The organism is Duganella guangzhouensis (assembly GCF_009674535.1).
GTDB classification, from domain to species: Bacteria; Pseudomonadota; Gammaproteobacteria; order Burkholderiales; family Burkholderiaceae_D; genus Rugamonas; species Rugamonas guangzhouensis.
This window is the reverse complement of record NZ_WKJK01000001.1, coordinates 131,006-145,487: the sequence shown is the minus strand read 5'-3', so window position 1 is coordinate 145,487 and position 14,482 is coordinate 131,006. Positions and strand designations below refer to the sequence as shown.

General features: G+C 64.2%; 17 protein-coding genes. 7 read left to right on the top strand and 10 right to left on the bottom strand.

What is annotated here, in order from left to right; genetic code table 11:
• Nucleotide 1 precedes the first annotated feature (1 nt).
• Complete coding sequence (cysS, locus tag GJ699_RS00660) at nucleotides 2-1,390, bottom strand: cysteine--tRNA ligase (protein ID WP_154372118.1); 1,389 nt, start codon at nucleotides 1,388-1,390, stop codon at nucleotides 2-4.
• A gap of 238 nt (nucleotides 1,391-1,628) precedes the next feature.
• Here cysS and GJ699_RS00655 point away from each other — a divergent pair, with 238 nt between their 5' ends.
• The 3 genes from GJ699_RS00655 to GJ699_RS00645 are packed head-to-tail and all read left to right on the top strand — an operon-like array spanning nucleotide 1,629 to nucleotide 3,496.
• Nucleotides 1,629-2,198, top strand: a complete 570-nt coding sequence (locus tag GJ699_RS00655) for a peptidylprolyl isomerase (protein ID WP_229261911.1) — start codon at nucleotides 1,629-1,631, stop codon at nucleotides 2,196-2,198.
• Nucleotides 2,199-2,242: 44 nt separating this feature from the next.
• Nucleotides 2,243-2,737: a peptidylprolyl isomerase gene (locus tag GJ699_RS00650; RefSeq protein WP_154372114.1), complete on the top strand. Its 495-nt coding sequence runs from the start codon at nucleotides 2,243-2,245 to the stop codon at nucleotides 2,735-2,737.
• Between the two features lie 3 nt (nucleotides 2,738-2,740).
• Nucleotides 2,741-3,496: a UDP-2,3-diacylglucosamine diphosphatase gene (locus GJ699_RS00645; RefSeq protein WP_154372112.1), complete on the top strand. Its 756-nt coding sequence runs from the start codon at nucleotides 2,741-2,743 to the stop codon at nucleotides 3,494-3,496.
• 8 nt (nucleotides 3,497-3,504) lie between these two features.
• Here the strand turns inward: GJ699_RS00645 and GJ699_RS00640 are convergent, their stop codons facing one another.
• The 3 genes from GJ699_RS00640 to GJ699_RS00630 all read right to left on the bottom strand — a co-directional run bounded on the left by GJ699_RS00640 (nucleotide 3,505) and on the right by GJ699_RS00630 (nucleotide 5,499).
• Entirely contained in the window at nucleotides 3,505-4,257 is a 753-nt protein-coding gene (locus GJ699_RS00640) for a tetratricopeptide repeat protein (RefSeq protein ID WP_154372110.1), read from the bottom strand.
• A 50-nt stretch (nucleotides 4,258-4,307) separates the two neighbouring features.
• The gene (locus tag GJ699_RS00635) at nucleotides 4,308-4,817 is read right to left on the bottom strand and encodes a DUF6622 family protein (protein WP_154372108.1); all 510 of its coding nucleotides are present in this window, start codon (nucleotides 4,815-4,817) and stop codon (nucleotides 4,308-4,310) included.
• Between the two features lie 124 nt (nucleotides 4,818-4,941).
• On the bottom strand, nucleotides 4,942-5,499 hold the full coding sequence (locus GJ699_RS00630) for a DUF1439 domain-containing protein (protein WP_154372106.1): 558 nt from the start codon (nucleotides 5,497-5,499) through the stop codon (nucleotides 4,942-4,944).
• Between the two features lie 30 nt (nucleotides 5,500-5,529).
• Between GJ699_RS00630 and GJ699_RS00625 the strand changes: the two genes are divergently transcribed.
• The gene (locus tag GJ699_RS00625; protein WP_154372104.1) at nucleotides 5,530-6,240 is read left to right on the top strand and encodes a DUF72 domain-containing protein; all 711 of its coding nucleotides are present in this window, start codon (nucleotides 5,530-5,532) and stop codon (nucleotides 6,238-6,240) included.
• Here the strand turns inward: GJ699_RS00625 and GJ699_RS00620 are convergent.
• Genes GJ699_RS00620 through GJ699_RS00595 form a run of 6 tightly spaced genes read right to left on the bottom strand, consistent with a single transcriptional unit; the run spans nucleotide 6,223 to nucleotide 12,153 of the window.
• Nucleotides 6,223-8,121 carry a hybrid sensor histidine kinase/response regulator gene (locus GJ699_RS00620; protein WP_229261875.1) on the bottom strand — a complete coding sequence of 633 codons (1,899 nt, stop codon included), beginning with the start codon at nucleotides 8,119-8,121 and terminating at the stop codon, nucleotides 6,223-6,225. The two genes, GJ699_RS00625 and GJ699_RS00620, sit on opposite strands and share 18 nt — an antisense overlap.
• 14 nt (nucleotides 8,122-8,135) lie before the next feature.
• Nucleotides 8,136-9,461, bottom strand: coding sequence for an ATP-binding protein (locus GJ699_RS00615; protein WP_154372948.1), 1,326 nt, complete (start codon nucleotides 9,459-9,461; stop codon nucleotides 8,136-8,138).
• Nucleotides 9,461-10,486, bottom strand: a complete 1,026-nt coding sequence (locus GJ699_RS00610; protein ID WP_154372101.1) for an ATP-binding SpoIIE family protein phosphatase — start codon at nucleotides 10,484-10,486, stop codon at nucleotides 9,461-9,463. Before GJ699_RS00610 ends, GJ699_RS00615 begins: the two co-directional genes overlap by 1 nt.
• Nucleotides 10,474-10,941, bottom strand: a complete 468-nt coding sequence (locus GJ699_RS00605; RefSeq protein WP_154372946.1) for an anti-sigma regulatory factor — start codon at nucleotides 10,939-10,941, stop codon at nucleotides 10,474-10,476. Before GJ699_RS00605 ends, GJ699_RS00610 begins: the two co-directional genes overlap by 13 nt.
• Entirely contained in the window at nucleotides 10,941-11,297 is a 357-nt protein-coding gene (locus GJ699_RS00600) for an STAS domain-containing protein (RefSeq protein ID WP_154372099.1), read from the bottom strand. The genes GJ699_RS00605 and GJ699_RS00600 overlap by 1 nt, the downstream gene beginning before the upstream one ends.
• 7 nt (nucleotides 11,298-11,304) lie before the next feature.
• Complete coding sequence (locus GJ699_RS00595; RefSeq protein WP_154372097.1) at nucleotides 11,305-12,153, bottom strand: STAS domain-containing protein; 849 nt, start codon at nucleotides 12,151-12,153, stop codon at nucleotides 11,305-11,307.
• Between the two features lie 170 nt (nucleotides 12,154-12,323).
• Here GJ699_RS00595 and GJ699_RS00590 point away from each other — a divergent pair, with 170 nt between their 5' ends.
• Genes GJ699_RS00590 through GJ699_RS00580 form a run of 3 tightly spaced genes read left to right on the top strand, consistent with a single transcriptional unit; the run spans nucleotide 12,324 to nucleotide 14,481 of the window.
• Complete coding sequence (locus GJ699_RS00590; protein WP_154372095.1) at nucleotides 12,324-12,683, top strand: GntR family transcriptional regulator; 360 nt, start codon at nucleotides 12,324-12,326, stop codon at nucleotides 12,681-12,683.
• Nucleotides 12,680-13,537 (top strand): ABC transporter ATP-binding protein, encoded by an 858-nt coding sequence (locus tag GJ699_RS00585; protein ID WP_154372093.1) that lies wholly within the window; start codon nucleotides 12,680-12,682, stop codon nucleotides 13,535-13,537. Before GJ699_RS00590 ends, GJ699_RS00585 begins: the two co-directional genes overlap by 4 nt.
• Complete coding sequence (locus tag GJ699_RS00580; RefSeq protein WP_154372091.1) at nucleotides 13,534-14,481, top strand: hypothetical protein; 948 nt, start codon at nucleotides 13,534-13,536, stop codon at nucleotides 14,479-14,481. Before GJ699_RS00585 ends, GJ699_RS00580 begins: the two co-directional genes overlap by 4 nt.
• Nucleotide 14,482: the final 1 nt, after the last annotated feature.

The following is a 14,482-nucleotide window of genomic DNA, read 5'->3' as shown; positions in this document are numbered from 1 at the left end:
GTTATGCGCGGCGCCAGTTGGTGGTGCCGTCAGGCTTGTCTTCGAGGATGATGCCCTGGGCCAGCAGTTCGGCGCGGAGGCGGTCCGACTCGGCGAAATTGCGGGCTTTCTTGGCGTCCGCGCGCGCGGCGATGGCGCTCACGATGGCGGCATCGTCGCCGCCCTCGCCGCCCACCGCCGCCTGGCGGAATTGCTGTGGCGTGCGCTCCAGCAGGCCGATCACGCCGGCCAGCGCTTTCAGCTGACGCGCCACCACTGGCGACTTCGATTTATTGACCTCGGTTGCCAGCTCGAACAGCGCGGCCACCGCCAGCGGCGTGTTGAAGTCATCGTCCATCGCTTCCGCGAAACGGGCCGCATGCTCTTCTTTCCAGTCGAGCGGCTGGCCGTCGCCTTCCACGCCGTCCAGCGCGGTGTACAAGCGGGTCAGCGCGCTGCGGGCGTCGTCCAGGTGGGCGTCCGAGTAGTTCAGCGGGCTGCGGTAGTGGGCGCGCAGGATGAAGAAGCGCACCACTTCGGCGTCGTACTTCTTCAGCACGTCGCGGATGGTGAAGAAATTGCCCAGCGATTTGGACATCTTCTCGTTATCCACCCGCACGAAACCGTTGTGCACCCAGTAATTGACCATGGTGTGGCCGAACGCGCCTTCCGACTGCGCGATCTCGTTTTCGTGGTGCGGGAACTGCAAGTCCGCGCCGCCGCCGTGGATGTCGAAATGCTCACCCAGCAGCGCCGAGCACATGGCCGAGCACTCGATGTGCCAGCCCGGACGGCCCTTGCCCCACTTCGAATCCCACTTCACCTCTTCCGGCTCGGACTCCTTGGAAGCCTTCCACAGCACGAAGTCGAGCGGATCGCGCTTGCCGGTGTTGACGTCGACGCGCTCGCCGGCGCGCAAGTCGTCCAGCGACTTGCCGGACAGGCGGCCGTAGGGCGCGAAATTGCGCACCGCGTAGTTGACGTCGCCGTCCTCGCTCTTGTAGGCCAGCTCCTTGGTTTCCAGTTGTTCGATCAGCGCCAGCATTTGCGGCACGTACTGGGTGGCGCGCGGCACCAGCGTTGGCGGCAGAATGCCGAGCGCGCCGATGTCCTCGTCCATGTACTGGATGAAGCGATTGGTCAGCTGCGAGATGGTTTCGCCATTCTCAACCGCGCGCTTGATGATCTTGTCGTCGATGTCCGTGATGTTGCGGGCGTAGGTGACGTCGTAACCGGACGCCATCAACCAACGGTACATGACGTCGAACGCCATCATCATGCGGGCGTGACCAATGTGGCAGTAATCGTAAATGGTCATGCCGCACACATACATGCGGACTTTGCCCGGTTCAATCGGTACGAATGCCTGCTTGTCACGCGCCAGCGTGTTGTAAATCTTTAAATTGCTCATCGGACTCTTGCGTTTTGCTGGGTGCCTCAGGCAAAAAGATGGCCCGGCGCACTGGTGAAACCGCGCGCACCCGTCTTCATCGTGTGCCTGGGGGAACCTCGGGAATGTTCTTGTTTCCACCTTCTAAGGGGTAGAATGGAACAAGTATAGCATTGATAAAAACAGCATAGGTTCCATCTGCAAGCGGATTTTGCCTATCTAACATTTAAATAGAGGAAGCTCGATGTACCAAAAACTGATGACCACCCTCGTTGGCCTGACCCTGTCCGGCGCCGTGCTGGCCGCCGCGCCGCAGCAGGTGGAGCTCAAGACCACCATGGGCGATATCGTGCTGGAACTGGATCATGACAAGGCGCCGAAATCGGTCGACAACTTCCTCGGCTACGTCAAATCGGGCTTTTACAAGGGCACCATTTTCCACCGCGTGATCGACGGCTTCATGATCCAGGGCGGCGGCTACGATGAAAAGCTCAAGGGCAAGCCAACCAACAAGCCGATTCCGCTGGAGTCCAGCAACGGCCTGAAGAACGTCAAGTACTCGCTGGCGATGGCGCGCATGGGCGATCCGAACTCGGCCACGTCACAATGGTTCATCAACGTCGAAGACAACGCCGGGCTGGACGCGCCGGGTCCGGACGGCTCCGGCGGCTATGCGGTGTTCGGCAAAGTCATCAAGGGCCAGGAGACGGTCGACAAGATCAAGGCGGTGCTGGTGGATGACAAGGGCATCTTCCAGAACATCCCGGTGGTGCCGGTGATCGTCAAGTCGGCAACGATTTTGAAGACACCGATCCAGCCAAAACAGTAAAATAGCGGCCTTGCCGTTTTCAATTAACCATTCAGGATATCAAAATGACCAAAGTAATCATCAAGACCAACCTGGGCAACATGACCGCCGAACTGGACGCGGAAAAAGCCCCGAAATCCGTCGCAAACTTCCTGGCCTACATGGAAGCCGGTCATTACAACAACACCATCTTCCACCGCGTGATCGATGGTTTCATGATCCAGGGCGGCGGCTTTGAGCCAGGCATGAAGCAAAAGCCAACCGACGCCACCGTCGAAAACGAAGCCAAAAACGGCCTGAAGAACGACAACTACACGCTGGCCATGGCCCGCACCTCGGCACCGCACTCGGCGTCGGCCCAGTTCTTCATCAACGTGAAGAGCAATTCCTTCCTGGACTACCCAGGCCAGGACGGCTGGGGCTACGCCGTGTTCGGTAAAGTGGTCGAAGGCACCGATGTGGTGGACGCGATCAAGAAAGTCAAAACCGGCCGCAGCGGCATGTTCTCGGACGTGCCGACCGAAGACGTCATCATCGAAAGCATTGAACTGGCTGCCTAAGGTATGACTGAAGCCTGCGCGCTGTTCATCTCCGATCTGCATTTGCAGCCGGCGCATCCCGCCACCACGGCAGCGTTTTACGACTTCCTGGAGCGGCATGCGCGGCACGCGCAGCAACTGTATCTGCTTGGCGATCTGTTCGAGTACTGGGCTGGCGATGACGACATCGCCGACCCGTATCATGCCGGTATCGTGGCGGCGCTGCGCGCCATCAGCGACGCCGGGGTGATGGTGTACTGGATCGCCGGCAACCGCGATTTCCTGGTTGGCGCCCGCTTTGCCGAGGCCGCTAACCTGACCCTGCTACCGGAAACCTGGATCGCCGACATCGGCGGTTTGAAGGTGGTGGTGCTGCACGGCGACGCCCAGTGCACGCAAGACACCAAATACATGGAATTCCGCGCCATGGTGCGGCAACCAGCATGGCAGGCGCAATTCACCGCCATGCCGCTGGCTCAGCGCAAGGCCATCATCGCCGGCCTGCGCGAAGACAGCCGCAAGGAACAAGGCGGCAAATCCTATGAAATCATGGACGTCACGCCCGACGCGATCGCCGCCGTGTTTGCCGACACCGGCGCCGACGTCATGATCCATGGTCACACCCACCGCCCCGCCCTGCATCAGCTCGGCACCAAACGCCGCTACGTGCTGCCGGACTGGGAGCCGGACGCCACGCCGCCGCGCGGCGGCTGGATCGCCATCACCGAAGATGGCGTCATCACGCGCCACGATCTGAGCGGCGCAGTCATCGCCGGCTAAACCTCGCCTCAGCGAGTCACCGACGCCATTGCCGTATTGAGACGGCGTACCAGTTGCTGGTTGAGATCGCGGGTGTGGCGCGCCCAGTGCTCCATGGTGCGCTGCAGTTCGGCGTTCAGTTGCCTGGCGCGGTCGGCATCGCCGACGCTGGCCGCCCAGATAGCGAATTCAGCCTGCACGGTAAAGCTGTTGTGACGGCTTAGCGCGAATTCAAACTCGGCCCGTGCCTCGTCCTGGCAGCCGGCGGCGGCATATGCCTGCGCCAGCAGCAGCGACACTTGCTCGGGACGGAATTTATCGTCGGCACCGCGTATGGTTTGCAGATGCGCGACCGCCGCCGCAGCCCGGTTGCTGGCCAGCGTGGCGCGCGCGGCGCCGTAGCGGATTTCCAGATCGTTGGCGAACGGGCCGTTCAGACAGGCTTCATAAGTGCTGGCCGCTTCTTCGGCTTGCCCAGCCTCCAGCAAGGCGCTGGCCAGACGCATCTGGTTTTGCGCGGTTGGCGTGAATTCATATGCCTGGCGCGCCTCGCGCAGTTCGCGTCCCGGGTCCAGCGACTTGGCGGCGGCGCTGACCGCTTTGCGGGCGCCGTGCTGCAACTTCGAGTTCGGCAGGTACACCGCCACGAAGTAGACAATGCTGGCGATGCCAGGGAACAGGAACAAAATCATCAGCCAGTACATCGGCTGGCCAGTGCGGATCACATGGACGGCGAAGAAAATCGCCACCAGCACGTGGATACCTATACCAAAAATATACATAAAAGCCCCTACCAATCGGAACATTCGATTGTAGAGGCTTCAGCCAAGCATCACAAGACGGCGGCGGGGACCGGCTGGCGCAGCCAGGCGGCGGTGCAGCGTGCCAGGCGCCCCAGGAACAGGCCGTTGAAGAGGCCGTACAGCAGGGTCACGCTCAGCGAGAACGGCAGGCTCTGGTGCAGCTCGGGATGCATTGCCGACGCCACGGCCACCAGGTATTTGGTGGCAAAGATCGCCACCATCAGCGCCATCGGCATCCAGCTGCCGCGCTGCAGGATGGTGCCGGCGGCGCGGTTGACCACGATCTCGCGGGTCGACAGTTTCCAGATCAGACCGCCGGAGATGGCGGCGCCGGCCAGCCACACCGCCCACACGCCCTCGCCCAGCACGCCGTCGCTGCGGATGCCGCTCAGCGCCAACCCCAGCATCACCAGCGGGATCAGGGCGATTTTCAGCAGCGGCATTTCGCGGTCCTGGCTGGCCAGGTAGCCGCGATACAGCAGGAAGGCCAACAGGGCCCAAACGTAGGTCGGGGTATGGGAAACGATTTGCTGGATCATGGCTTGCTCCGTAAAGTGGTTGTCGATGTAGCCATGATGCGCGCGGCGCCGGGGTGTCGGGCCGCGATGCGATGAATTGCGCCGGCGCGGCGCGAAATGCCGTAGATCGGCGCCAATTGCGGGCTTATTGCGCCGGCTGCACCTTGGCCACCAGCGCGCCGGGGCGGGTATCGATGCCAGTCAGCACGAATTGCACGCCGGCGTAACGCAGCTCGTCCGGGCGGAAGGTGTGCAGCGGCATGTCGCGGATCAGCTGGTCGCTGAGCAGGTTGGCGACGCTGGTCAGCTGGTTGCGCTTGCCCTCGTCCATATTGTCGATATTGAAGCGATCGACATGAGCGTCGGCAATGTAGATGGTGTTATTGGCACTGTCCACCCGCAGCCGGCCGGACACCAGCATGCTGCCATGCCAGGACTGACGCGCCAGCAGCGGCGTCACGCCCAGCTCCACATTCAGCGCCACGCGGTCGTTTTCCGGCAGGATGGCCAGTTGCGGATGGCTCAGTTCCACCTCAAACACGCCCAGCGCGCGGTGATGCATGGGGAATTTCTTGTCCAGACTGGTTTGCAGGCGCTCCTGCGGCAGGTTAACCTCGCGCGGACCGATCAGCCCGGCGCAGGCGGCCAACAGGCCGGCCACCAACAGTGGCGCGGCGAATTTGGCATAGCGTTTAAGATCCATCGCAACATCCTTCAAATAAAAACGCATTATATGGCCCAGACGCGTTTAGGCTGCGCCGGTTGGAGCATAGGCCGCGACGCCGCCCCTCAGCTGCCCGGTGACGGCAGTCATTTGCAGCGCTACGCCGCCGTGTTCAACGCGGTGGAAATCAACTCGTCGTTCTACCGCCCGCACCAGCCGCAGACCTACGCGCGCTGGGCCGATAGCGTGCCGGACCACTTCCGCTTCGCCGTCAAGCTGACGCGCACCATCACCCACGATCAACGATTAAAGGAAATCGACGCCCCACTGGCCCGCTTCGCCGCCGAGGCCGGCGCATTGGGTAGCAAACTGGGCTGCGTACTGGTGCAACTGCCGCCCAGCCTGGCACTGGATGCCGCGCTGGCGGAGACATTCCTGCAACGTCTGCGCGGCCACTTCGATTGCATGCTGGCCTGCGAAGCGCGCCACGGCAGCTGGTTCGGCGACGACGCCAGCGCCCTGCTGCAACGCCATCGCATTACCCGCGTGATCGCCGATCCGCCGGCCGGCCAGCCGGGGCCGTATGTACCGACCACCGACCACGCCTACGTGCGCCTGCACGGCAGCCCGCGCATCTATTATTCCTTGTACGACGAGGCCTGGCTGGCCGACGTGGCCACGTGGCTGGCCGGGCGCGACAGCTGGTGCATCTTCGACAACACCGCCGCCGGCGCGGCCATCCTCAACGCATTGCGCTTACGCTCAATGCTCGGCTTGTAGCGCGCGCTCCAGGTCGTCGAAGTTTGCGGGCTTGACCAGGTGATAGTCGAAGCCGGCCAGGCGGCTGCGCTCGCGATCTTGCTCGGAACCGTAGCCGGTGTGCGCGATCAGCCGCGTCCGCGCAAAGGCCGGCTCGGCGCGCAGCATGCGCGCCAGCGTGTAGCCGTCAGTGCCGGGCAGGCCGAGGTCGAGCAGGATGGCGTCCGGCTGCCGGGCGCGCGCCAGCGCCAACGCGTCTTCGGCGTTGTGGGCGGTGGCGACGTCGTGCCCCATCAGCGTCAGCAGTTCGGCCATCACGCCGACCGAGTCGGTATTGTCGTCCACCAACAGCAGGCGCTGGGCGCCCGGCCTGGCCGCTGCGGCCGGTGCGACGGATACAGCGGCGGGGCTGGCCGTCACCGGCGGGCGCAGCGGGAACTCCAGCACAAAGGTGCTGCCGTGGCCGATGCCATCGCTCTGCGCCAGCACCGTGCCGCCATGCATTTCCACCAGCCGCGAGACCAGCGACAAGCCGATGCCGAGGCCGTCATGCATGCGGTCGCGGGTGGACGCGCCCTGGGTGAACATGCCAAAGATGCGCGCCAGATTGTAGGAGGTGATGCCGATGCCGTTGTCGGCCACGGCGATGCGGATCCGGTCCGGCTGCGGCAACGTCACGCTCAGCGCGATGCGGCCGCCGGGATCGGTGAACTTGGCGGCATTGTGCAGCAGGTTGCCGAGGATCTGCGACAGCCGTACCGGATCGCCATGCAGCCACACCGGCTGCGGCGGCAAGTCCACCGTCAGCGCATGGCCGCGCGATTCCACCAAGGCCTTGACGGTTTCCAGCGCCGGCTCGACCACCGCGCGCAACTCCACATCGTCGTGCCGCAGCGTCAGCTTGCCTTGCGAGATGCGCGCCACGTCCAGCAAGTCATCCACCAGATGGGTCAGATGGCCGACCTGGCGCAGGATCACGTCGCGCGCATGCTGGTGCACCTCGGTCTGCTCGGCCGGCGCCGTGTTCATCAGCATGACCGCGTTGCGGATCGGGCTCAGCGGATTGCGCAGCTCGTGCGCCAGCGTGGCCAGGAAGTCGTCCTTGTGCTCGTCCGCCTGGCGCAGCAGCGCCTCCATGTCCTTGCGCTGGCTGATATCGCTGCTGATGCGGGCGATGCGGTACGGCTGCTGCTGGTCGTCGCGCACCAGGAAGCCGCGGTCGCGGATCCAGCGCACCGCGCCATCCTGGCCCAGCCGGTATTCCTGATCGTAATGGCCTTGCTGCGGGAAGCTCTGCCAGCCGGCCTGCACCATCTGGCGGTCTTCTGGATGAACCGCTTCCAGCCAGTCGTCCGGCGCCTGCTGCAGCTGCGCCAGCGACAGGCCGAACAGCTTCTCATAGGCCGGGCTGGCGTACAACAGTTGGCGCTCGCCAACGCTGAACATCCAGAACACATCGTCGATGTTTTCGGTCAGCTGGCGGAAGCGCTCCTCGCTGTTACGCAAGTCCATCTGCGTGCGCTGCAGGCGCAGCAAGGCGTTGACGTTGGCGATCAGCTCGTCAGCCTCGATCGGTGCCGCCAGGTAGTTGTCGGCGCCGCCGTCGAGGCCGCGAATCTTGTCGTCACGGCCGATCAGCGCGGCCGAGGTCTGCAGCACCAGCACGGTGCAGGTGGAGACGTCGGCCTTGATGCGGCGGCACACCTCGATGCCGCTGATGTCGGGCAGCTTGACGTCCAACAGCACCAGCGCCGGTACCTGCTTGCGCGCCATCTCCAGCGCGTCGGTGCCGTTGGCCGCCTCGATCACGCGGAAACCGGCGCTTTGCAGGATGCGCGTCTTGACATACCGGGCGCCGTCGTTATCGTCCACATTCAGGATCAGGATAGAGCTGTTGTCCATGACGGCGTCCTTGTTCATGGGGAGGCGGCCGGCAGCCGCAGATAAAAGGTGGAGCCGGCGCCCTCGGCGCTGCTCACATCGACCGTGCCGCCCAGCAGCGTGGCCAGCTTGCGGCACAGCGGCAGTCCCAGCCCGGTGCCCTTGGCGCGCCGCTGCAGCGGATGTTCGATCTGGCTGAATTCTTCAAAGATCAGTTGCTGGTTCTCGGGGCTGATGCCGATCCCGCTATCGGTCACGGCAAAGGTCACGCGGTGCTCGCCCTCATCCAGCAAGCGCACCACCACCTGGCCCTGCTCGGTAAACTTGAGCGCGTTGGAAATGAAATTGCGCAGAATTTGCGTGACCTTGCCCTCGTCCGACACCAGTACCGTCGGCGGCGGCTCGACGAACACCAGCTCCACCGGCGCATTGCGGGTCAGCGGCCGCAGCATGCCTTTGAGCGCGCTGAACATCTCGCCCACCCGGATCGGCGCCATCGTCACCTCCACCTTGCCGGCCTCGATCTTGGCCAGGTCCAGCAGATCGTTGACCAGCTCCGACAAATCGCCGGCGGCGCTGGCGATAAACGCCACCTGCCGCTCCTGCTCGTCGGTCAGCGGGCCGTCCATGCGGTCCAGCAGCAGCTTGGTTAGCGCGCGGATCGAACTCAGCGGCGTACGCAGTTCGTGGCTGGTGTTGGACAGGAAGCGCGACTTCATCTCGTCGGCCTTGCGCAGCCGCTCGGCCTTCTCTTCGATCTCGGCGTACAGCGCCACCACGCCACGGTTGGTGTCTTCCAGTTCGCGCGTCAGTTCCAGCAGGTCGTCCTGGCGTTCGCGCAGCTCGGCCAGCGCCTGCGCCAGCTCGCGGTTCTGCTGCTCGATTTCCGCATACGTGCTTTGCACCGGCGTGGCCGCCAGCCGCGCACCGATCTGCGCCAGGTCCAGCGTCTCGCGGGCCGGCGGCAAGCTCTTGTTCATCTCCACCCGCAGCTCCTGCGCGGTGGCGCTGAGCACGGTGCAATCGTCCATCAGCCGCTGCGCCGTCAGCAGCGCGCCGTCCAGCGTGGCGGTCGGCTGCTCGCCCTCCACCAGCGCCACCTGGGGCCGCTCCGCCCCTTCGGCGTTGATCATGACGCGCAACTGCGCCGGCCGCTGCTGCACGTTGATGGCAAACGTCGCCCGCCCGCCAGCCAGCCGGCCGTAGGCGCAGCGCGCCACTTCCGACACGGCGGTGGCGATGCGCACCTGGTCCTGCACGCCGAAGTTAAGCAGGCCGGCAATCTGGCGCGCGCGCTGGCGCACCGCCACCACGTCCGGCGTGCTGCCGATATTGACCTGTAATAGCCGTACAAAAGGCATCACACGCTCTCCACGGTTGTCAACACCAGCACGCTGGCGTCGTCGCGCCCCCGGCTGTGGTCGCGCAGCAGCACGCCGGCGATCAACGCCGGCGCGCGCAGCGCCAGCCCCGGATACTGCGCCAGATCCCACTGGGTGGTAATGCCGTCGCTGGCCAGCACCACCAGCGCGCCGGCCGGGCAAGCAAACGTCAGCTCGTGCACCTTGCGCATGTTGTGCCCGACAATCCCGTTGTGCGACATCAGCTGGCGCCGCGCGCCATCCTCGATGATGCTGGCGCCGATGTTGCCAATGCCGGCAAACCGCAGCTGCCGCGCCGCCGGGTCCAGCTCGGCGATGGCCAGCGCCGCGCCGCGGGTCGGCCGCAGCGCCTGGTGACAATCTTCCATCAGCTGCGCCGGCGTGCGGCCGGGCGCGGCCTGCAGCGCCTGCACCGCCGCCGCTGCGGCCTTGGCGGCTTCCGGACCATGGCCCAGGCCGTCGGCCATCAGCAAGCTGAAACCGCCTTGCCGCTGCAGCACGGCCCAGGCGTCGCCACAGGCGGTCTCGCCGGCCAGCGGCAGGCAGACGCCGCCGATATGCACCGGCTGCGCGGCCGCCGTCGCATCCAGCCACAGCCGAGCGAACAGCGCCGTGCCCTTGCCCGGCGGCGCATACACGTCCAGCTGATCGGCCAGCCGCCGCATCGCCCCCAGCCCGGTGCCGGCGGTGCCGGCGGTTGAGACACCATCCTGCATCGCCTGCGCCAGGTTGGCGATGCCGGGGCCGCTATCCAGCGCCAGCACTTCGATGCAGCGCTGGCCGCCGTGGGCCGCGCTGCTGACCAGCATGCGGCCTTCGCCCGCATGCTTGAGGATGTTGGTGGCAGCCTCGGTAATGACGATCGCCAGCTGGCCGGCGCGGGTCGCGTCCATGCCCAGCGCGCTGGCCAGCACCTGGCCAGCGCGCCGCGCGGCGCCGACATCGCTGGCGTGGCTGATGACGATCCATTCAGCGGGTGCCAGCGAACTGCTTAGATTTTCCATTTGATAATCGCTACCGCTGTGCCCTCTCCGGGGCGTGAATCAATATGAAAGTCGTCGGCCAGGCGCTTGGTGCCGCCCAGGCCGAGACCAAGGCCGCCGCCGCTGGTATAGCCGTCGCGCAGCGCCAGCTCGACGTCGGCGATGCCGGGGCCGGTGTCGGCGAACACCAGCCGCAAGCCCTTGCGCAGGCCGTCGGCCAGACGCTCCAGCACCACCACGCCGCCGCCGCCATACTTCAGCGTGTTGCGCGCCAGTTCGCTGGCGGCGGTCACCAGCTTGGTCTGGTCGACCAGGCTCAGCTTCAGTTCGAGGGCGTGTTCGCGCACCGCCTTGCGCACCGCCACCACGTGCTCGTCGCTTTCCAGCGGCAGCACCTGGTGCAGTTCCGCCTGCGCGGCATAGCGCGTCAGCAAAGGCGAATGGTAGCGGCTGATATCGGGCGAGGCGAGGCTCATCACACGTAGTTCTTTCCTAGCAGCCGCATGCCTTTTTCGACATTCAGCGCGGTTTTCACGCCCGGCAAGGTCAGACCCAGTTCCACCAGCGTGATCGCCACCGCCGGCTGCATGCCGACCAGCACCGTCTGCGCGTCCAGCACGCGCGCCATGGCGGCGGTGTTGCTGATCATGCGGCCGATGAAGGAATCCACCAGGTCGAGCGCGGAAATGTCGATCAATACGCCTTTGGCGCGGTCGCGCACGATACGCTCGGTCAGGTCATCCTGCAAGGTCATGGCCAGGCGGTCGTGCATGTCCACCTGGATGGTTACCAGCAGCAGGTCGCCAATACGCAAGATAGGGATGCGTTCCATGCTGCGCTTACTCCTTGCGGGTGATCGTCGCGCCGACGCGGGCCAGGGCCACCACAAAGGCGTCGGCCAGCGTGGCCTTGGTCACCACGTCTTCCAGGTTGACGCCCAGATGGACGATGGTCTGTGCGATCTGCGGGCGGATGCCGCTGATGATGCAGTCGGCGCCCATCAGGCGGGCGGCGGCGATGGTCTTCATCAAATGCTGCGCCACCAGCGTGTCGACGGTCGGCACGCCGGTGATGTCGATGATGGCGATGGCGGCGCCGGTCTCCACCACTTTTTCCAGCAGGCTTTCCATCACCACCTGGCTGCGCGCGCTGTCCAGCGTGCCGATCAGCGGCAAGGCCAGAATGTCCTGCCACAGCTTGACCACCGGCGTCGACAGTTCCATCAGCTCATGCTGCTGCCGCACGATGATCTGGTCGCGGCTTTTCTGGAACACTTCCAGCGTGTACAGCCCCAGCTGGTCGAGCACGGTGCTGATCGCCCACGACGCCTCGGCCAGCACCGGCGGCTCGGCGGCCAGCTCGCGCCGCAGCATGCTGAACAGCGACTGCTTGAGCGAGAAGACAAAGGTCGCGGTTTCGTTCGGCGTCGATCCCTGCTTGGCGCGCTGGGTGGAAATTTCGTTCAGCAGGTTGCGCACTTCGTCCCACTGGCGCGCGCTGGTGTCGTCCACGCCGCCGGTGATGGCGGCCGGCAGCAGCGCCAGAAACTGGCGTGTGTGGCGTTGCAGGGTGGCGTCGTCGCCACGGAAGGTCTTGCCGGCCAGCTCGGCCGTCCAGGTGGCCAGCACATCGGTTTCATGTTGCGTGATCAGTGTGCTCAGGCGTTGAGCGATATTATTGGCAACCATCAAATCCCCTAGTAATGTGTTCGTTGATGTAACTGTCCGACTATATAACATTGCCTCAAAAATAGCCTTTTCAATCGTGCGTAAGAAGCAAAATTGCTTGCTTTTCTGATTTCTAGTGTTATAGTTCACTACAACACCACTTCATTAACACACGTAAGGGGTACCTATGTATGTGGAATGACAATGCGCCGATTTATCGGCAGCTGAAAGACAAGGTCATCGGCATGATGCTGGACGGCCTGCTGAAGCCGGGCGACGCCCTGCCCTCGGTACGGCAGATCGCTGCGGATTATCAACTGAACCCGATCACGGTTTCGCGCGCCTACCAGGAGCTGGTGGACGAGACGCTGGTCGAAAAACGGAGGGGATTAGGTATGTACGTCACCGATGGCGCCCGCGACAAACTGCTGGCCACCGAACGCGATCGTTTCCTGACTGAAGACTGGCCACTGGTGCTGGAGCGCATCCGCCGCCTCGGGCTGAATCTGGAAACGCTGCTGAAACCGGCGGCGCCCGGAGGTGCGGCATGAGCGCCATCATCACCGCCAACAAGCTGCGCAAGCAATACGGCAAGCACACCGCGCTGGACGACACCAGCTTCAGCGTCGAAGCCGGCCGCATCGTCGGCCTGATCGGCCCTAACGGCTCGGGCAAGACCACCACCCTCAAAGCCCTGCTCGGCCTGACGCCGTTCCAGGGCGAGCTGTCGGTGCTGGGTCTGGACCCGCGCACCCAGCGCGAAGCGCTGATGAACGAAGTCTGCTTCATCGCCGACGTCGCCATTCTGCCGAAGTGGCTGAAGGTCAAGGACGCCATTGATTTCGTCGAAGGCGTGCACCCGCGCTTCGACCGCCAGAAAGCCGAGAAATACCTGGCCAACACCAAGCTGACGCCCAACATGAAGGTCAAAGCCATGTCCAAGGGCATGGTGGTGCAGCTGCACCTGGCGCTGGTGATGGCGATCGACGCCAAGCTGCTGGTGCTGGACGAGCCGACGCTGGGCCTGGACATCCTGTACCGCAAGCAGTTCTACCAGAACCTGCTGGAAGACTACTTCGACGAGCACAAGACCATCCTGATCACCACCCACCAGATCGAGGAAGTCGAGCACATCCTCACCGACCTGCTGTTTATCGAAAACGGCAAGATCTCGCTGGCCGCCTCCATGGACGAGGTGGGCGAACGCTTCACCGAGGTGATGGTGGAACCGCAATTTGTCGCCGCCGCCAACGCGCTGCAACCACTGAGCCAACGCACCGTGTTCGGCAAGGCGGTGATGCTGTTCGACGGCGTGGCCCGTCAACAGCTGGCCAATTTCGGCGAACTGCGCACGCCCAGCGTGGCGGATCTGTTCGTCGCGACCATGAAAGGAAGCTACGCATGAAAACCATGAAATGGCTGCTCAAGCGCGAAATGTGGGAACACAAAGGCATGCTGCTGTGGACACCGGTGGCCATCGCCGGCGCGATCGCCGCACTGGTGTTCTGCTCGCTATTCCTCGGCAAGATGAATCAGATGATGGTTGACGGCGCGCCGGTCACCAGCATCACCATCGAAGGCTCGGCGCGGCTGCGGATTGCACAGGTGCTGTCGGAAGCTTATGTCGGCGCCGGCATGCCGGTGTTGATGGTGCTGGGTCTGCTGGTGTTCTTTTACTGCCTGGGCGCGCTGAACGACGAGCGCCGCGACCGCAGCCTGCTGTTCTGGAAATCGCTGCCGGTGTCGGACCTGACCACGGTGCTGTCCAAGGTGCTGATGGCACTGGTGGTGGCGCCGCTGATCACGCTAGGCATCGCGCTGGTGCTGGGCGTGGTGACGCTGCTGACCAGTTGCCTGATGCTGCTGTCGCACGGCACCAATTTGTTCGGTGAGTTGCTGGTGCTGCCCAGCCTGTACCTGACGCCGTTGCGCCTGCTCGGCCTGCTGCCGGTCTACATCCTGTGGGCGCTGCCGACCGTCGGCTGGCTGTTGATGGTGTCCAGCATGGCGCGCTCCAAGGTATTTCTGTGGGCGGTTGGCACGCCAGTGATCACCTCACTGCTGCTGATGTGGGCGCAAAAAATACTCCATCTCGGCATTGATGCCGGCTGGTTCGCCAGCAACATCATCAACCGCATCCTGCTGGGCGTGATGCCGGGCGCGTGGTTCCCGATGACTGGCGACCGCGTGCAGCTGGAGATCGCCGCCCGCAATGGCGACGTCTCGGAAGCCATTTTCAACGGTTCATGGGCGACGCTGGGCGGTGTCGGCGTGTGGGTCGGCGCGGTGGCTGGCGTCGGCATGATCGCCATCGCCGTGTGGATGCGTCGTCGCCGCGAGGAGGCGTGAT